Origin of the sequence: Rhizobium sp. N621 (assembly GCF_001664325.1) — a bacterium.
In the GTDB taxonomy this organism is placed as follows: domain Bacteria; phylum Pseudomonadota; class Alphaproteobacteria; order Rhizobiales; family Rhizobiaceae; genus Rhizobium; species Rhizobium esperanzae.
On sequence record NZ_CP013495.1, the window covers coordinates 3,016,763 to 3,033,994 of the forward strand.

A 17,232-nucleotide genomic window follows, 5' to 3' on the forward strand; every position below is an offset into this window, starting at 1 on the left:
TAGCCTACGGCTGCGGCTGAGCCTGCCCTTGTGATCCGGCCTGCTGTTGCGGCGCTCCCGATTGCGGCAACGCCGCCAGGATCGCCTTCAGAAGCGTTTGCGGCTGATAGCCGAGCCAGCCCGGCGTCAGCCCGAGCCGGACGACGACCAGATTGGCGGAAGGGACGATCGCCATGCTCTGCCCGTCATGCCCCGTGAGCCAGAACGTATCCTCTGGCAACCCGAACGCGGCGCTGGAGCCACCGGGCGCGAGCCAGGCCTGACCTTGCGTATACCGGCCGTTCGAGGCCGCCGTCGGCGTGCGCATGGCGCCGACGAAGCCCTCCGGCAACAGCCGCTGGCCGTTCCACACCCCATCCTGCAGCAGGAACTGCCCGAAGCGTGCCCAATCATGCGCCGTCGCGTAGAGATAGGAGCTTCCGACAAAGGTGCCGCGCGCGTCGAGTTCGAGGACCGCACTCGTCATGCCGAGCGGCAAGAAGAGCGCGTCGTGCGGATAGGAGAAGGCTGCCGGCGCATTGCCGACTCTGTCCATCCAGATGCGCGACAAGAGCACCGCCGTGCCGCTCGAATAGCGGAAGCGCTGACCCGGTGCCGCCTCCATCGGCGCATTGGCCGGCAACGACACCATGTCGGGGTCGAGATAGAGCATGCGCGTCACGTCAGCGACGTTGCCATAGTCTTCGTTGAACGCCAGGCCGCTCTCCATGCCGAGCAAGTCGGATACCTTGATCCTGGCGCGCTGATCGTCCTTCCACTGCGCCAGCAGATGATCATCGTCGAAGGAAATCTTGCCATCGAGCATCAGCCGGCCGAGGATGGCCGCATTCACCGTCTTCGTCATCGACCAGCCGATCAGCGGCGTCTTCGCTGAAAATCCGGAACCATAGGCTTCAGCGACGATTCGGCCATCGCGCACCACCACGATCCCCCGCATGGCCGGGCCGGCAAGCCCTGTATCGTTAAGCACCGCAGCGATCTTTTCGTCCCGACCGCCGACACCCTCGCCTTCCGGCCACAACGCCGCGTTCGCCTCCATTCTGGCCGGCGCGTCGAAAGCTACCGCATTCACCGCCGCCTCGAAATCGCCGTCGGGCACGCTCGTGCAGCCGAAAGCGCCGCGGTAGAGTGCGTGGCTCGAAGCAAACAGCCCCAGGAAGCGCGCGGTCACACGGTTGCTGTCGCGGTCGACGCTGACGCGCACGAGCCGCAGCAGCGGATTTCCCGGCGCCTGCACGTCATCCGCCAGGACGTCTTCGGCGTTGCGGCCGGCAATGAAGACATTGGAGCAAACGATCTTGGCGGCATAGCCGTCGCCGACGCGCAGAAGCTCCGGCGGCCGGACGAACAGCCAGGCAGCGCCGGCAACGACGATGAGAACGACAAGGAAAGCAAGCGCCTTCAGGATACGCAGGACAAATCGCATGGCATTCCTCCGAATGCCCGGAGAGAAGCAGGAATTCCGCCTGCCGGAAAGGGCGCGACGCGAAGAATATTCCGTCACCACGATCACTTTCCGAGGAGGGCAGTGTTTTCGAAGGGCGCAGGCCCACAGCCCGCGTCATCAAACTGTAGCAGTGGCGCGCTACACGCCCTGAACGCTAAAAAGGTGACAGACTCATGTCAGAATTTGCACCGGATGCCGGCTTCCGCAAGAACCGGAAACTCAAGGACGCCCTTCTCCGCCACAAGGCTTTTTCGAAGGAGGGCTTCTCCGAGCGTCTCTTCGGTCTTCTCTTCTCCGGCCTCGTCTATCCACAGATCTGGGAGGATCCGGATCTCGACATGCAGGCGATGGAGCTGAAGCCCAATCATCGCATCGTCACCATCGGCTCCGGCGGCTGCAACATGCTCGCCTATCTCTCCAAGGCACCGGCCTCGATCGACGTCGTCGACCTCAACCCGCACCATATCGCCCTGAACAAACTGAAGCTCGCCGCCTTCAAGCATCTGCCCGATCATACGGATCTCGTCCGCTTCCTGGCGATGCCGAACGAGAAGTCGAACAGCCGCGCCTTCGACCGGCATCTTGCCGCCAATCTCGACGAGGCGACCCGCAGCTATTGGAACGGCCGCAAATTCGGACGCCGCCGCGTCACCGTCTTCGACCGCAATATCTATGAAACCGGCTTGCTCGGCCGCTTCATCGGCGCAGCCCATCTCCTTGCCCGTCTGCACGGCGTCAAGCTGCGCGAAATGACCAAGACCCGCTCCATCCGCGAGCAGCGCCAGTTCTTCGACGAGCAAATCGCCCCCCTGTTCGAAAAGCCGGTCGTACGCTGGATCACCGGCCGCAAAAGCTCGCTCTTCGGCCTCGGCATTCCGCCGCAGCAATATGACGAGCTCGCAAGTCTTGCCGCCGATCATTCGATCGCGCCGGTGCTGAAGCATCGCCTGGAAAAGCTCGCCTGTCATTTCCCGATGCGCGACAACTATTTCGCCTGGCAGGCCTTCGGCCGCTGCTACGGCACCGAAGAAGAAGGCCCGCTGCCGACTTATCTGAAGCCGGAGCACTACGAGGTGATCCGCGCAAATGTCGACCGCGTCAACGTCCACCACGCAAGCTTCACCGAACTGCTGGCCCGCGAGCCGGCGGCCTCCCGCGACCGTTACATCCTGCTCGACGCGCAGGACTGGATGACCGATGGCCAACTGAACGACGTCTGGCGGGAAATCACCCGCACGGCGCGCGAAGGCGCGCGCGTGATCTTCCGCACCGCAGCCGAAAAGAGCATCATTGAAGGCCGCCTATCTCCGTCGATCCGCGATCAGTGGGATTACTTCGAAGAGAAGTCACGCGAACTGACGGCGCTCGATCGCTCGGCGATCTACGGCGGCTTCCATATTTACGGGAAGAAGGCGTGAGCAAGGTCGGCACCGAGACGGCAGGAAAGAGCGATCAACATGCCAGCCTGATGGATGGCATGTACCGCTACCAGCGCCATATCTACGACCTGACCCGCAAATATTACCTCCTCGGCCGCGACAGCACGATTCGCAATCTCGACGTGCCTGATGGCGGCACGCTGCTCGAAGTCGGCTGCGGCACCGGGCGCAACATGGCTTTGGCCCACAGGTATTTCCCGAGTGCCAAGCTGTTCGGCCTCGACATTTCCCAGGAAATGCTGATCTCGGCGCGCAAGACCTTCGCTACGAAAGCGACAATCCCGGAATTCCGCGTCGCCGACGCCACGGCGTTTACGCCGCGCGAATTCGGCGTCAGCGGCTTCGACCGCATCCTGATTTCCTATGCTCTGTCGATGATCCCGGACTGGGAACGCGCCGTCGATGCGTCTATCGCCGCACTCAATCCCGGCGGCCAGCTGCATATCGTCGATTTCGGCCAGCAGGAAGGCCTGCCGCGTTGGTTCCGCCGCATGCTGCAGACCTGGCTTGCAAAATTCCACGTCACTCCACGCGCCGATCTGCAGGAGATCTTGGAAGCGCAGGCCGAGGAACACAATGCGCGATTGTCCTTCGAAACAGTCGGCGGCGGTTACGCTTGGCGGGCGGCCATCAGCAGGCGCTCATAATTCGCTTGAAACTAACCGATTTTTTACGTTGATATGATGAAAAGAGGGTTATTCCTCTGCTGGGCTCGTCATTTTCGAAGGTCAGGCTGTGGGGCAAAGAGATCATTCGGTTCACGACGGGATACCCATGCGCCGGCTTTTGTTTTGCGTTCTGCCCCTGGTCAGCCTGCTGGCGGGCTGTTCCTCCTCCGGTCACGACTATCTCGAAACTGCATCGATCAAACCGAAGACGCGCTTCCAGGACACCGATCCGCAGGATTTCGGCCCGAAGCATCCGCAGCAGAATGCAATCCACGGCATCGACATCTCCAAATGGCAGGGCGATATCGACTGGGCGACGGTGAGGAATTCCGGCGTCGCCTTCGCCTTCATCAAGGCGACGGAAGGTAAGGACAGGGTCGACCCGCGCTTCGATGAATATTGGCGCGAGGCGCGCGCCGCCGGCATCCCGAACGCCCCCTACCATTTCTATTATTTCTGCTCCTCGGCCGATGAGCAGGCCGACTGGTTCATCCGCAATGTGCCGAAGGAGGCCATGCGCCTGCCGCCGGTGCTTGACGTCGAATGGAACGCCGAATCGAAGACCTGCCGCTACCGCCCCGACGCGAAAACCGTACGCTCCGAAATGCAGCGTTTCATGGACCGACTGGAGGCCTATTACGGCAAGCGCCCGATTATCTACACCTCGGTCGATTTCCACCGCGACAATCTCGCCGGCTACTTCCAGGACTATCACTTCTGGGTCCGCTCGGTGGCAAAACATCCCGAGGTGACCTATTCCGACCGCCGCTGGGCCTTCTGGCAATATACCTCGACCGGCGTTATTCCCGGCATCAAGGGGCCGACCGACATCAACGTCTTTGCCGGCAGCGCAAAGAACTGGAACAATTGGGTCGCGGCCGTTTCCAAGGATAGAAATTCTTAGTAACGTCTTTCAATCTTTCTTGCTTCCGTCACATTCCTCTGTGAAAGCGACGGGCATCCATTTGCTATAAGGACCGCATTCATGCACCGCTCGCTCACAAGCCGCTCTGCACTCGCCCTCCTGTTTGCCCTCGCTATTGCAGGCGGCGCGGCCGCCCAGCAGGCGCCAGCGGCCTCGGCTCCGGCAGCCCCCTGCGGCGGCGATCTGTCTGCCTTCCTCCAGGGCGTCAAGGCTGATGCGGTCGCCGCAGGCGCCAGCGCCGCAGCCGCCGACGAGGCGCTGGCCGGCGCCGAAATCGATCCCAAGGTCCTGAGCCGGGATCGTGCCCAGGGCGTCTTCAAGCAGACCTTCCTCGAATTCTCGCAGCGCACCGTCAGCCAGGCCCGCCTCGACATCGGCCGCCAGAAGATGAAGCAATATGCCGAGGTGTTTGCCCGGGCCGAGCAGGAATTCGGAGTTCCCCCAGGCGTCATCACCGCATTCTGGGCGATGGAAACCGATTTCGGTGCCGTCCAGGGCGATTTCAACACCCGCAATGCCCTGGTGACGCTGTCGCACGACTGCCGCCGCCCGGAGCTCTTCCGCCCGCAGCTGATCGCCTTGATCGAGATGGTCGAGCACGGCGACCTCGATCCCGCCACCAATACCGGCGCCTGGGCCGGCGAGATCGGCCAGGTCCAGATGCTACCGCGCGACATCATCGCCTATGGCATGGATGGCGACGGCGACGGCCATATCCACGTGAAGCAGAGCGGCCCGGACGCCGTCCTGACGGCGGCGAAATTCATCCAGCACCTCGGCTTCGAGCGCGGCCAGCCCTGGCTGCAGGAAGTCACCGTGCCCGACAACCTGCCCTGGGAGAAATCCGGCCTCGGCGGCACGATGAAGGCCGGCGAATGGTTCGCGCTCGGCGTCAAGCCGCGCGACGGCAACACCGCTTTCGGCGATCTCGAAGGCGATCTCGTGTTGCCGCAGGGCCGCATGGGACCGGCTTTCATCGCCTACCCGAATTTCAAGATCTATCTCGAATGGAACAAGTCGTTCATCTACACGACGTCGGCCGCCTATTTCGCCACCCGCCTTTCCGGCGCCCCGACCTATCTCAAGGGCGCACCGGAACAAGGGCTTGCCAACGACCAGATGAAGACGCTGCAAACCAAGCTGCAGTCGCTCGGCCACGATGTCGGCGAGATCGACGGCATTCTCGGATCCGGCACGCGTATCGCGATCCAGAAGGAACAGCAGCGCTTGGGCATACCGGCCGACGGCTGGGCGACGCCTGCCCTTCTCAACGCTCTCTGATCGCCACTGACACTCCCGCCGCTCGTTTCGCAAGAAACGGGTGGCGCCGCTTATCCTCCGCGTTAAAGCATAATGGTGAGGAGCGCCGCCGGGTCTAAACGATGCGGCTTTGGATGGAGGAAGACGGCATGGACAGCAGAATGAGTGCCTGGATCTGGAGCCTGCTGCTCCTGCTTGGTCTTATCTGGGGCGGCTCCTTTTTCTTCGCACGCATCGCCGTCCAGCATATCCCGCCACTGACGCTTGTCTTCCTCCGTCTGCTGCTGGCCGGGCTGGCGCTGCACGTCTATATCGCCGGCCGTTTCGATATCTATCCGACTCTGAAAGCCCGCTGGCGCGAATTCCTGATCCTCGGGCTGATCAACAATGCCCTGCCGCATGCGCTGATCTTCTTCGGCCAGACCCGCATCGGCGCCGGCCTTGCGGCGATCCTGAACGCGACGACGCCGATCTGGACCGTGCTGATCGCCAATTATCTCACCTCCGACGAAAAGTTGTCCTCGGCCAAGATCGCCGGCTGCCTCGTCGGCCTCGCCGGAACGATCGTGCTGGTCGGCCCCGGCCTGTCGGCCAGCGGCCAAGCCCCCCTCTGGGCGCTGCTGCTTCCCGTGCTTGCCGCCATCTCCTACGGGTTCGCGGCGACCTACGGCAAGCGATTCAAGGACGTTCCGGCACCAGTCACCGCAGCCGGCCAGTTGACCGCGTCCTCGTTGATCACTTTGCCGCTGTCGCTGCTGGCCGATCGCCCCTGGACGCTCTCCTTGCCGCCGCTCGATATCCTGCTCGCCGTCCTGGCACTGGCGCTGGTGTCGACCGCCTTCGCCTACATTCTGTATTTTCGGATCATGGCGGCGGCAGGCGCCACCAACGCCTCACTTGTCACCCTGTTGGTGCCGCCGAGCGCGATCCTTCTCGGCGTGCTTTTCCTGGGAGAACGGCTGGCGGTTGGCGAATTCGCCGGCATGGCGCTGATCGGTTTCGGCCTTGTCATCCTCGATGGCCGCGCCTACCGCCTGCTGGTGAAAGCCGCGTGAGAGCTGGCTGTATATTCCTATGTTTTCAACCGATTGTCGATCTGCCCTGTTTCAGGCACATAGGTAAATTCCCAATCGCCCGATTTAACGACGCGTTAAAAACTGTGAACAAAAATAAACGCGAAATTATCTCGTTTTATCAAAAGCTTGTGAAAACTGCATTCGACTTATCCACCGGCCGCTTCGGCAGCGCAGCATAGAATCCGCTTTTCAACCGACATATTTCAGACATAATATCGGCCGGTTAACGCGAGGAGACAGACATGGGACTCACGCAATCCTTGAATGTTCTGTTGGTCAGTGCAGCGTTTGCTTTCGTCCTGTCCATGCTCTTTATCTGAGCTGACGGGCTGGTAACGCTGATAGTGCCTAAACTCCCCTGATCAATCCGCCAACGAAAAAGCGCATGTCCCGCCCGACATGCGCTTTTTCACTTTTGAACGTCTGGAGAATCAAGCGGCGGCGCCCGCGCTCTTTGCCGCCCGGCGGGAGTAGCCGAGATTGTCGAGCACCGCGGAAACCAGCGGTGCGCGGTTCATCGTATAAAGATGGAAATCACCGATGCCTCGGCGGACGAGATCCTCGATCTGCTCGGCAGCAACTTCGGCCGCGACCTTTGCCCGATCCTCGGGCTTGTCGTCGAAGCCCGCGAAGCGCTCGTCGAGGAAGGCGGGTATGACCGCGCCGCAGGCGCCGGCGAAACGCTTCAACTGCGTCAGGTTCTGGATCGGCATGATGCCGGGCACGATCGGGATCGAGATGCCGGCGGCGCGCACCCGCTCCAGGTAGCGCTCGAAATTGTCGTTGTCGAAGAAGAATTGCGTCAGCGCCCGGTCGGCGCCGTTGTCGGCCTTGCGCTTCAGCATCTCGATATCGGCGGCCGTATCACGGCTTTCGGGATGCTTTTCCGGATAGGCGGAGACCGAAATCTCGAAATCACCGACCGACTTGAGGCCGGCCACCAGTTCCGCAGCATTGGCGTAACCGCCGGGATGCGGCTGATAGGGCGCCCCGACGCCGCCAGGCGCATCACCGCGCAACGCCACGAAATGCTTTACTCCGACCTTGCGAAACGTATCGATCATTTGATGCGTTTCCTCCTTCGTCGCACCGACGCAGGTCAGGTGCGAGGCGGTGGCAAGCGGCGTCTGCGACAGGAAGCGCGTCACCGCCGAAAGCGTCGGCGCCTTGGTGGTGCCGCCGGCGCCATAGGTCACCGACACGAAATCCGGGTCCCAATCCTGCAGCTTAGCGACGGTATCCCAGAGCTGCCCTTCCATTTCTTCCGATTTCGGCGGAAAGAATTCGAAGGAGATTCCGAAGTTGCGCCCGCGTCCTTCGTTTTTCAAAGCCATGTCATACTCTCCCGGCAATTGTAGGTTCGGCGCCTTCGCTTAGTTGCGAAGCCATGAGGCGCCTCGGATCGCGCGCGAGCCAGACGGTGACCGTCAACCCCTGCCCGCCCTGCTGACCCGGATGAAGATCGACGACCTGCTCGACGTCGAGCCCGGCCTTGCGCAGCCAGTCGGACATCGCCTGGTGCGAAAAGCCGAGACGGACATGGGCATGTTCGTCACGAAGATATTCGAGCGTGTGCGGCGCGAGGTCGATAACCACGAGCCGCCCGCCCGGTCGCAGCATGCGCGCCGCCTCCGCGATCGCAATCTCCGGCTGGTCGAAGAAATGCAGCACCTGATGAATCGTCACCAGGTCGAAATCCTGCCCCTCGAACGGCAGGTTGAGGATATCGGCGTGGCGCACCGTCGCCTTGGTGATACGCGACTTGTCGAGATTAGCGCGCGCCACGCTCAGCATGTCGCGGCTGGCGTCGACACCGATAGCGCGGCGATAGAGCCCAGACAGGAGTTCGAGGATGCGGCCGGTGCCGGTGCCGAGATCGAGCAACGAATCGATCGGCTGGTTGCCGAGCAGGCGGATGACGGCGGCGTCGACCTCCTCATCAGCCGCGTGCAGGCGGCGAAGCTCGTCCCACTCCGCGGCGTTGCGGCTGAAATAGGCCTGCGCCCGCTCGGCCCGCTGGCGCTTGACCTGCGAAAGCCGTTCGCCATCGCGAAGAATGGTCGGATCATTCTCGGAGACATGTTTCAGCAGCGCCCGCACGAGCATGGCCGCCTTGCCGTCCTGCTTGAGGCGGAAATAGGCCCAGGCGCCTTCTTGGTAGCGTTCGATCAGTTCGGCCTCGCCGAGCAGCTTCAGGTGGCGGGAGATGCGCGGCTGGGATTGACCGAGAATTTCGGTAAGATCGGTGACCGTTAGATCGCCACCGTCGAGAAGCGCCAGAAGGCGCAGACGCGTGGGCTCGCCGGCCGCCTTCAAGACGTCCACCAACCCATCCAGTCCCAGCTTCAAAGGTTCGCTCATCATTGGCCCAATCAAGATATAAAGATATCTTTATGTGATTTGAAAAGCGGTGGCAAGCGGCAATTCACACTGTTCGCGAAATTGCCTGCGCAAATTGCGACAGGGTCTGACATGAAAAAGCCCCGGCCGAACCGGGGCTTTCGCAATCAGAAATGAAGCAGGATCAGCGTGTCAGGCGCTTATGGGCCTGGCTGCCCGGGTTCAGCGCATCCGGGCCGAGACGGCGGATCTTGTCCTGCTCGTAGTCCTCGAAATTGCCTTCGAACCATTCGACATGGCCCTCGCCTTCGAAAGCCAGGATATGCGTGGCCAGACGGTCGAGGAACATGCGGTCGTGGCTGATGATGATGGCGCAGCCGGCGAAATTCTCAAGCGCGTTTTCGAGAGCGCCGAGCGTTTCCGTATCGAGGTCGTTGGTCGGTTCGTCGAGCAGCAGAACGTTGCCACCAGCCTTCAGCATCTTGGCGAGGTGCACACGGTTGCGCTGACCACCCGAGAGATTGCCGACCTTCTGCTGCTGGTCGCCGCCCTTGAAGTTGAAGGCGCCGCAATAGGCACGCGAGTTCATGTCGAACTTGCCGAGCTTGATGATTTCGGCGCCGCCGGAGATTTCCTCCCAGACCGTCTTGTCGGCGGCCAGCGCGTCGCGGCTCTGGTCGACATAACCGAGATGCACAGTCTCGCCGATGCGGATCGAGCCGCTATCCGGCTTTTCCTGGCCGGTGATCATCTTGAACAGGGTCGTCTTGCCGGCGCCGTTCGGGCCGATGATGCCGACGATGCCGCCCGGCGGCAGCTTGATCGACAGGTCGTTGATCAGCGTGCGATCCTCGAAGCCTTTGGTGATGCCTTCCAACTCGATGACCACCTGGCCGAGCCGTTCGCTCACCGGGATGATGATCTGCGCGTCGCCGGGACGCTGCTTCTCGGCCGCCTCCACCAACTGCTCGTAGGATTTGATACGCGCCTTCGACTTGGCCTGGCGAGCCTTCGGGCTGGAAGCAATCCATTCCTGCTCGCGGCTGATCGCCTTCTGGCGCGATGCCTCTTCGCGGTTTTCCTGCAGCATGCGCTTGGCCTTGGCCTGCAGATAGGCGGAGTAGTTGCCTTCGTAAGGGATGCCGCGGCCGCGGTCGAGTTCGAGGATCCAGCCGGTGACATTGTCCAGGAAGTAGCGGTCGTGGGTAATCATCATCACGGCGCCGGGATAGTCGCGCAGATGCTTTTCGAGCCAGGCGATGGTTTCGGCATCCAGATGGTTGGTCGGCTCGTCGAGCAGCAGCAGATCGGGCTGCGAGAGCAGCAGGCGGCAGAGTGCGATGCGGCGGCGCTCACCACCGGACAGGCTGGTGACTTCGGCATCGCGCGGCGGGCAGCGCAGGGCTTCCATCGCCATCTCGACCTGACTTTCCAGATCCCAGAGGTTCTGGCTGTCGATGATGTCCTGGAGCTTCGCCCCCTCTTCCGCGGTCTCGTCCGAATAGTTCATCATCAATTCGTTATAACGATCGACGATCGCCGTCTTCGCGGCAACACCTTCCATGACGTTCTCGAAAACCGTCTTGGTGGGGTCGAGTTTCGGCTCCTGCTCGAGATAGCCGACCGTGGCACCCTCGGCGAGCCAGGCTTCGCCGGTATACTCCTTGTCCTGGCCCGCGATGATGCGCAGCACAGTGGATTTACCGGCCCCGTTCGGTCCGAGGATGCCGATCTTGGCATCCGGGTAGAAGGAAAGGTGGATGTTCTCCAGGATCTTCTTGTTGCCATAGGCCTTGTTGAGGCCGGACATATGATAGATGAATTGACGTGCCATGCTGCGCTGCTCCGGGCGGGAAACTTCGTTTCGTGCCGCTATGTAGGCGAAACAGCGCCTGTGAGCAACGCCGAAACCCGTTTACGCCGGATTCCGGTCAGAAGCCCGCCGCATCGACAACGCCCTCGTCACAGCCGAACGAGGTTTTTCCCGCCCCCTGGATCAGATCGGCAAGGCCCGCGCTTTTTGCCGATGCCGCTCCCGCATCCGCAGACAGGCCGATCGTCAACTCGCTGATCACCCTGACATTGCCAGCTCGCCGGCAGCTCATCTTGACGCGCTCGCCCGCACCCGGCCCGAAGCTCTTGTCGAAAGCAGCCTTGATCGCTTCGGCCTTGACCGTCTTGCCGATATTGGCGGCAAAGAGATCGCGCACGGCCGATGCGTTGAGAGCATCCACCAGATGGACACCGACGCCGAAATAATCCTCCACACTCAATTTCGTGCAGGTCCCATGCTTTGTCCATTCGTGCCGTTCAAGGCCGGACTGCGTGCCGGGCATCGCCTTTGCCAGCGCCGCCTGCGTTTCGGCCGAAAGCGTCACTTCCGGCAATGCAGCCCATTTACCGTCCTTGTCAGCAGCCTTCTGATCGTCGCTGACGCCGCAATAATCCTGCCGCATCGGCCAGAGGCCGTGCAGCGAGAAATTCGTCGCGTCATGGCGCTCGCCGGTCTGGCTTGCGCATTCGGGCTTCTTCTGGTTCGTCTGGCAGAAGGCGGGCTGCCAGCTCGCCGCAAGAATGAAACGGGTACGTCCGTCGGCCTCCTGCGCCATGGCGGCGCCGGCAAGGGCTATCGATACGGCGAACGTCAAGGTACGCAACTGCATGCTGCTCATTTCAACCCCCATATTAGAACAATGCACGAACAGATAAGCACAAAGAGTAAACATCAGCAACCCTGAATCGCAACGTTCCCGTATTTTGTTATCGATTGCATCTAACGCTTTAAAGTCACACAAAGGACGTTCCATCACTTTGAGTTGAAGCATGATTCCTCAAATCGATTTCGCATTAAGAAATTATGCGCTAGCGATCTGTTCTGCTGCGGCAGGGAGGATCCGAATGTTTTCTGAAACGCAATGGCTCTCCGTGCCGGGAGCATCGCTGGCCTATCACCATGCCGAGGCCACCGGCCCCGCTTGCGGCATTCTGCTGATATCGCATGGCTTGGCGGAGCACTCGAAGCGGTATCGCCGCTTTGCCGAGGCAATGGCGGCGCGCGGCTATCACGTTTATGCCCACGATCACCGTGGCCATGGCGAGACGACAGCGCCCGATGCCCCGATCGGCCGCTTCGCGCGGCGCGATGGCGTCGGACGGGTGATCGGCGACATCATTGCCATGCGCGCTCACGCGGTCTCGCGCCATCCCGGCCTGAAGGTGATCCTCTTCGGCCATTCGATGGGTGGCCTCATCGCGCTCAATGCCGCCGTCACCGCCCCGGACGACTTCAACGCGGTCGCCGTGTGGAATTCGAATTTCGCCGTCGGTTTTGCCGGCCGCGCCGCCCAGGCGATCCTTATCGCCGAACGCATGCTGAAAGGCTCGGACGTCCCGAGCGGCCTCCTGCCGAAACTCACTTTCGCAGCCTGGGGCCGGTCCATTGCCAACCGCCGCACCGAATTCGACTGGCTGTCGCATATGCCCGGCGAAGTCGACAAATATGTCGCCGACCCTCTTTGCGGCTTCGATGCCTCGGTTTCGCTCTGGCTCGACGTCTTCGAACTAACCTTCCGCGCACCGCAAAAGATCCATCTCGACCGGCTGCGGCGCGACCTGCCGATCCATCTGGTCGGCGGCGCCGAGGATCCGGCGACCGAGCGTGGAAAAGCGGTAGCCTGGCTGTCAAACCATTTGAAAGGCCAGGGCTTCTCCCGTATCAGCACTGAGATATATCAGGACACGCGGCACGAAACACTGAATGAGATCGGCGCAGAGGCAGCCATTGCCGCCTTCGCGGACTGGTGTGACGGCGCGGTCGGCAAGAGCCGGAACGGCCAAAATCCCGGATAACGAGAATTCCACCATGAGCAGCACCTCCGCCCGGCCCGTTTCATCCCCCTCCGACGTGACGACGGGGCTTGCCCTGATGTTTCTTTCGGTGATGTTCTCGCCGCTTATCGATATCTTCGCCAAGCTTGCCGTCGTCACCGTGCCCTCCGCCGAGGTCACCGCCGGCCGTTTTGCGGTGCAGGCATTCTGCATGCTGCCGATCGTCATATGGCGGCGCAGCTTTGACGATTTCTCCTGGCGCCAGAGCCTGTTCCATGCCATCCGCGGTCTGATCATCACCATTTCGATGATTTGCTTCGTCACCACGCTGAAATATATGGCGGTCGCCGACGCGATCGCGATCTTCTTCGTCGAGCCGATCATCGTGACGATCCTCGGCGGCATTTTCCTGAAGGAAACGATCGGCTGGCGGCGCTATACCGCTTGCGGCGTCGGCTTCTTCGGGGCGATGCTGATCATCCAGCCGAGTTTCAACGAAGTCGGCTACATCGCGCTCCTGCCCGTCCTCACCGCGCTCTGCATCGCCATTTTCGTGCTGATGACGCGCGTCCTGTCGCACAAGGAAGATCCCTGGGCAATGCAGTTTCAGATGGGCATCTGGGGCCTGATCTTCTGCGCCGTCCTGCTTTTTGCCGGCGATGGCAGCGGCTCCGATATCTTCGATCCCGTCATGCCCGTAGGCAACGCCTGGTTCTATGTCGCCGGCGTCGGCGCCATGGCCGCGATAGCGGGCATCTTCGGCGTCTACGCCTATCGCGCCGCACCGGCTTCGACGCTGGCGCCGCTGCAATATTTCGAGATCGTCTCGGCCACGATCTTCGCCTGGCTTGTTTTCGGCGACTTTCCGGATGCGATCAAATGGCTCGGCATCATGATCATCATCGCCTCCGGCATCTACATCCTCTGGCGCGAGCGCCGCTTTGCTTCCAAACCCGTATCCGATACATCTGAGGTGACGCCGGCGCCGTAGATTGCCTGGGAGGACCATGACCGAGAGCCTGACGAAAAAACCGCCGCTTGCCGGTATCCGGGTGATCGAGCTCGCCCGCGTGCTCGCCGGTCCCTGGGCCGGACAGATGCTCGCCGATCTCGGCGCCGATGTCATCAAGGTCGAAAATCCCGATGGCGGCGACGATACGCGCCAATGGGGCCCGCCCTTTGTCGAAGGTGCCGACGGCGAAAATCTCTCGGCCGCCTATTACCATGCCGCCAATCGCGGCAAACGCTCCATCGCCGCCGACCTGAAAAGCCCGGAAGGCCAGGATCTCGTCCGCCGGCTGGTCTCCACTGCTGACGTGGTGATCGAGAACTTCAAGGTCGGCGGGCTTGTCAAATACGGGCTCGATTACGACAGCCTGCGCAAACTGAACCCGAAGCTCGTTTATTGCTCGATCACCGGCTTCGGCCAGACCGGCCCCTATGCCAATCTGGCCGGCTACGATTACATCGTCCAGGGCATGTCCGGCTTCATGTCGATTACAGGCGAGCCGGACGGCCAGCCGATGAAGGCAGGCGTGGCGATCGCCGATATCTTCACCGGCATCTATGCCGTCTCGGCGATCGAGGCGGCCCTGATCCATGCCTTGAAAACAGGCGAAGGCCAGCTGGTCGACATGGCGCTGCTCGATGTGCAATCGGCCGTGCTCGCCAATCAGAACATGAACTACCTCGTCTCCGGCGCTGCACCGACCCGGCTCGGCAACGCCCATCCGAATATCTCGCCCTATGAGGTCGTGCCGGCGGCCGATGGCTACCTCATTCTTGCCGTCGGCAATGACGGCCAGTTCGCTCGCCTCTGCGGCATCCTCGGCCTTGAGGCGATTGCCGGCGACGAACGTTTCGCCACCAACAGGGCCCGGGTCGGCAATCGGGCCGAACTGCGCCGGCTCGTTTCGACCGAGACGCTGAAATGGCAGAAGGCGGATCTGTTGAAGGCCTGTGAGGAGAACGGCGTTCCTGCCGGCGCGATCAATACGATCGAGGAGATGTTCGCCGATTCGCAGGTACGCGCCCGCGGTCTGCGCATCGACCTTGCGGATGCCGCGGGCACACTCATCCCGGGGGTCAGGACGCCGGTGGTGCTGTCCGAGACGCCGCTGCATTACGTCAGGCCGAGCCCGCGCCTCGACGAACACAGAAAAGAAATTCTGGCGGAGCTCGCCGAGCGCGAGAGGGAGGCATCGTCATGAAGAGGACCGGTGGAGAACTGATCGTCGAGGCGCTGAAAGCCAATGGCGTCAAACGCCTTTCCTGCGTGCCCGGCGAGAGCTTTCTTGCGGTCCTGGATGCCCTGCGCGATAGCGATATCGACGTCCTCGTCTGCCGTCAGGAGGGCGGAGCGGCGATGATGGCGGATTGCTGGGGCAGGCTGACCGGCGAACCCGGCATCTGCATGGTCACCCGCGGCCCCGGCGCCACCAACGCTTCAGCCGGCCTGCATATATCAAGACAGGACTCGATCCCGATGATCCTCTTCATCGGTCAGGTGCAGCGCGAAGCCCGCGAGCGCGAGGCCTTCCAGGAGGTCGAATTCCGCCGCGCCTTCACTGAATTCGCCAAATGGGTGGGCGAGATCGACGATGCCGCCCGCATTCCCGAATTCGTCACCCGCGCCTTTGCGATCGCCACCTCCGGCCGCCCCGGCCCCGTGGTGCTGACGCTGCCGGAGGATATGCTGCGCGACGAAGTCGAGGCGCCCGGCGCCACGCGTCACACGAGCGTCGAGGCGCATCCCGGCCGCAGCCAGATCGACGATCTCTATAGAAGACTGCTGAAGGCCGAGCGGCCGATGGTGATCCTCGGCGGCACGCGCTGGGATGAAGATGCCGTCGCCGATTTTGCAGGATTTGCCGAGCGTTTTCAGCTTCCCGTCGGCTGCTCCTTCCGCAGGCAGATGCTGTTCGATCATCTCCATCCCTGTTACGCCGGCGATGTCGGCATCGGCATCAATCCTGTCCTCGCCAAGGAAATAAAGGAAAGCGACCTGCTGATCCTTCTTGGCGGTCGGATGTCGGAAATGCCGTCCTCGTCCTATACGCTGATCGATATCCCCTACCCCCAGCAATCGCTGGTGCATGTCTATCCCGATCCTTCCGAACTGGGACGCGTCTACCGCCCGGATCTCGCCATCTGCGCCGCTCCCTCCGATTTCGTCGCCGCACTCGCCGATCTCGAAGCGCCGGCCGAGCCGCACTGGGCGGAGCGCACTGAGCGCATGCACCAGGCCTATCTTTCCTGGTCGAAACCGCCGGCAACTGGTCCGGGCGCCGTCCATATGGGCCTGATCATGGAATGGCTGGAAGCCAATACCGGGCCGGACACGATCTTCACCAACGGCGCGGGCAACTACGCCACCTGGCTGCACCGCTTCCATCGTTTCCGCCGCTTCAACACCCAGGCCGCCCCTACCTCCGGCTCGATGGGTTACGGCCTGCCGGCGGCGGTGGCCGCCAAGCGGCTCTTTCCCGAGCGCGAAGTCATCTGCTTTGCCGGCGACGGCTGCTTCCTGATGCACGGCCAGGAATTCGCCACCGCCATCCGCTACGATCTGCCGATCATCGCAATCGTCGTCAACAACGGCATGTACGGTACGATCCGCATGCACCAGGAGCGCGAATATCCCGGCCGCGTCAGCAGCACCGATCTGACCAACCCCGACTTCGCCGCCCTTGCCCGCGCCTATGGCGGCCACGGCGAGACGGTGGAAAGCACGGAGGAATTCGCTCCCGCCTTCGAGCGCGCGCGCGCAAACGGAAAACCGGCGATCATCGAGGTCAAACTCGATCCGGAAGCGATCACACCGACCAGAACGCTGTCGGAAATCGCGCAAACAAAAAGCCGGTAGGGTCGCCCACCGGCCTTGAGAGACGGAACTGCGGCGATCTTAGTCGAGCGCAGCCGTAACGATGAACTCGACCTTGTATTTCGGCGCGGCGAGCTTGGCTTCGCTGGTGGCGCGTGCCGGCGGATTGGCCGGATCGATCCAGGCTTCCCAGGCTGCGTTCATCTCGCCGAAATAAGCAATGTCGGAAAGATAGACGAGGGTCTGCAGGATCTTGGACTTGTTGCTGCCGGACGCTGCAAGCAGACGGTCAACCTCCGCAAGCGCAGACTTGCACTGATCGGTGACGCTTTCGCCCTCGCCAACCTGGCCTGCGAGATAAACCGTGTTGCCGTGAGTGACGGCGCCGCTCATGCGTGCGCCGACGTCGATACGCTTAATGCTCAT

The 17,232-nt window shown here is 61.9% G+C and carries 15 protein-coding genes; 9 read left to right on the top strand and 6 right to left on the bottom strand.

Annotated elements, in window-relative coordinates; translation table 11 throughout:
* Nucleotides 1–4 precede the first annotated feature (4 nt).
* Nucleotides 5–1,426 (bottom strand): serine hydrolase domain-containing protein, encoded by a 1,422-nt coding sequence (locus AMK00_RS14705; protein ID WP_064810831.1) that lies wholly within the window; start codon nucleotides 1,424–1,426, stop codon nucleotides 5–7.
* A 194-nt stretch (nucleotides 1,427–1,620) separates the two neighbouring features.
* Here AMK00_RS14705 and AMK00_RS14710 point away from each other — a divergent pair, with 194 nt between their 5' ends.
* From AMK00_RS14710 to AMK00_RS14730, 5 genes are all read left to right on the top strand, one after another.
* Nucleotides 1,621–2,865, top strand: a complete 1,245-nt coding sequence (locus tag AMK00_RS14710) for a DUF3419 family protein (RefSeq protein ID WP_064810832.1) — start codon at nucleotides 1,621–1,623, stop codon at nucleotides 2,863–2,865.
* On the top strand, nucleotides 2,862–3,533 hold the full coding sequence (locus tag AMK00_RS14715; RefSeq protein ID WP_064810833.1) for a class I SAM-dependent methyltransferase: 672 nt from the start codon (nucleotides 2,862–2,864) through the stop codon (nucleotides 3,531–3,533). The genes AMK00_RS14710 and AMK00_RS14715 overlap by 4 nt, the downstream gene beginning before the upstream one ends.
* Before the next feature lie 127 nt (nucleotides 3,534–3,660).
* Nucleotides 3,661–4,458, top strand: coding sequence for a glycoside hydrolase family 25 protein (locus AMK00_RS14720; RefSeq protein ID WP_064810834.1), 798 nt, complete (start codon nucleotides 3,661–3,663; stop codon nucleotides 4,456–4,458).
* A gap of 81 nt (nucleotides 4,459–4,539) precedes the next feature.
* On the top strand, nucleotides 4,540–5,760 hold the full coding sequence (locus AMK00_RS14725; RefSeq protein ID WP_064803848.1) for a lytic murein transglycosylase: 1,221 nt from the start codon (nucleotides 4,540–4,542) through the stop codon (nucleotides 5,758–5,760).
* Nucleotides 5,761–5,888: 128 nt separating this feature from the next.
* On the top strand, nucleotides 5,889–6,794 hold the full coding sequence (locus AMK00_RS14730; RefSeq protein WP_064803850.1) for a DMT family transporter: 906 nt from the start codon (nucleotides 5,889–5,891) through the stop codon (nucleotides 6,792–6,794).
* Nucleotides 6,795–7,246: 452 nt separating this feature from the next.
* Here AMK00_RS14730 and metF read toward each other — a convergent pair whose 3' ends face one another.
* The 4 genes from metF to AMK00_RS14750 form a co-directional block, all read right to left on the bottom strand.
* Nucleotides 7,247–8,149: a methylenetetrahydrofolate reductase [NAD(P)H] gene (gene metF, locus AMK00_RS14735; RefSeq protein WP_020921810.1), complete on the bottom strand. Its 903-nt coding sequence runs from the start codon at nucleotides 8,147–8,149 to the stop codon at nucleotides 7,247–7,249.
* A gap of 1 nt (nucleotide 8,150) precedes the next feature.
* Nucleotides 8,151–9,176: an ArsR/SmtB family transcription factor gene (locus AMK00_RS14740; RefSeq protein ID WP_064811733.1), complete on the bottom strand. Its 1,026-nt coding sequence runs from the start codon at nucleotides 9,174–9,176 to the stop codon at nucleotides 8,151–8,153.
* A gap of 163 nt (nucleotides 9,177–9,339) precedes the next feature.
* Complete coding sequence (ettA, locus tag AMK00_RS14745) at nucleotides 9,340–10,989, bottom strand: energy-dependent translational throttle protein EttA (RefSeq protein ID WP_064810835.1); 1,650 nt, start codon at nucleotides 10,987–10,989, stop codon at nucleotides 9,340–9,342.
* Between the two features lie 97 nt (nucleotides 10,990–11,086).
* Nucleotides 11,087–11,827 (bottom strand): ribonuclease T2 family protein, encoded by a 741-nt coding sequence (locus AMK00_RS14750; protein WP_064811734.1) that lies wholly within the window; start codon nucleotides 11,825–11,827, stop codon nucleotides 11,087–11,089.
* 226 nt (nucleotides 11,828–12,053) lie between these two features.
* Here AMK00_RS14750 and AMK00_RS14755 point away from each other — a divergent pair, with 226 nt between their 5' ends.
* The 4 genes from AMK00_RS14755 to AMK00_RS14770 are packed head-to-tail and all read left to right on the top strand — an operon-like array spanning nucleotide 12,054 to nucleotide 16,848.
* On the top strand, nucleotides 12,054–13,004 hold the full coding sequence (locus AMK00_RS14755) for an alpha/beta fold hydrolase (protein ID WP_064810837.1): 951 nt from the start codon (nucleotides 12,054–12,056) through the stop codon (nucleotides 13,002–13,004).
* A gap of 13 nt (nucleotides 13,005–13,017) precedes the next feature.
* Complete coding sequence (locus AMK00_RS14760) at nucleotides 13,018–13,974, top strand: DMT family transporter (RefSeq protein WP_064810839.1); 957 nt, start codon at nucleotides 13,018–13,020, stop codon at nucleotides 13,972–13,974.
* 16 nt (nucleotides 13,975–13,990) lie between these two features.
* Nucleotides 13,991–15,193 (top strand): CaiB/BaiF CoA transferase family protein, encoded by a 1,203-nt coding sequence (locus AMK00_RS14765; RefSeq protein WP_064810841.1) that lies wholly within the window; start codon nucleotides 13,991–13,993, stop codon nucleotides 15,191–15,193.
* Complete coding sequence (locus tag AMK00_RS14770; RefSeq protein ID WP_064810843.1) at nucleotides 15,190–16,848, top strand: thiamine pyrophosphate-binding protein; 1,659 nt, start codon at nucleotides 15,190–15,192, stop codon at nucleotides 16,846–16,848. The genes AMK00_RS14765 and AMK00_RS14770 overlap by 4 nt, the downstream gene beginning before the upstream one ends.
* A 39-nt stretch (nucleotides 16,849–16,887) precedes the next feature.
* Here the strand turns inward: AMK00_RS14770 and AMK00_RS14775 are convergent, their stop codons facing one another.
* On the bottom strand, nucleotides 16,888–17,232 hold the full coding sequence (locus AMK00_RS14775; protein WP_064803859.1) for a RidA family protein: 345 nt from the start codon (nucleotides 17,230–17,232) through the stop codon (nucleotides 16,888–16,890).

Coding starts and splice junctions, on each gene's coding strand:
- metF (WP_020921810.1), bottom strand. CDS start 8,149: ATGGCTTTGAAAAACGAAGGACGCGGGCGCAACTTCGGAATCTCCTTC.
- AMK00_RS14720 (WP_064810834.1), top strand. CDS start 3,661: ATGCGCCGGCTTTTGTTTTGCGTTCTGCCCCTGGTCAGCCTGCTGGCG.
- AMK00_RS14750 (WP_064811734.1), bottom strand. CDS start 11,827: ATGAGCAGCATGCAGTTGCGTACCTTGACGTTCGCCGTATCGATAGCC.
- ettA (WP_064810835.1), bottom strand. CDS start 10,989: ATGGCACGTCAATTCATCTATCATATGTCCGGCCTCAACAAGGCCTAT.
- AMK00_RS14755 (WP_064810837.1), top strand. CDS start 12,054: ATGTTTTCTGAAACGCAATGGCTCTCCGTGCCGGGAGCATCGCTGGCC.
- AMK00_RS14725 (WP_064803848.1), top strand. CDS start 4,540: ATGCACCGCTCGCTCACAAGCCGCTCTGCACTCGCCCTCCTGTTTGCC.
- AMK00_RS14710 (WP_064810832.1), top strand. CDS start 1,621: ATGTCAGAATTTGCACCGGATGCCGGCTTCCGCAAGAACCGGAAACTC.
- AMK00_RS14775 (WP_064803859.1), bottom strand. CDS start 17,232: ATGAGCATTAAGCGTATCGACGTCGGCGCACGCATGAGCGGCGCCGTC.
- AMK00_RS14770 (WP_064810843.1), top strand. CDS start 15,190: ATGAAGAGGACCGGTGGAGAACTGATCGTCGAGGCGCTGAAAGCCAAT.
- AMK00_RS14740 (WP_064811733.1), bottom strand. CDS start 9,176: ATGAGCGAACCTTTGAAGCTGGGACTGGATGGGTTGGTGGACGTCTTG.
- AMK00_RS14760 (WP_064810839.1), top strand. CDS start 13,018: ATGAGCAGCACCTCCGCCCGGCCCGTTTCATCCCCCTCCGACGTGACG.
- AMK00_RS14765 (WP_064810841.1), top strand. CDS start 13,991: ATGACCGAGAGCCTGACGAAAAAACCGCCGCTTGCCGGTATCCGGGTG.
- AMK00_RS14730 (WP_064803850.1), top strand. CDS start 5,889: ATGGACAGCAGAATGAGTGCCTGGATCTGGAGCCTGCTGCTCCTGCTT.
- AMK00_RS14705 (WP_064810831.1), bottom strand. CDS start 1,426: ATGCGATTTGTCCTGCGTATCCTGAAGGCGCTTGCTTTCCTTGTCGTT.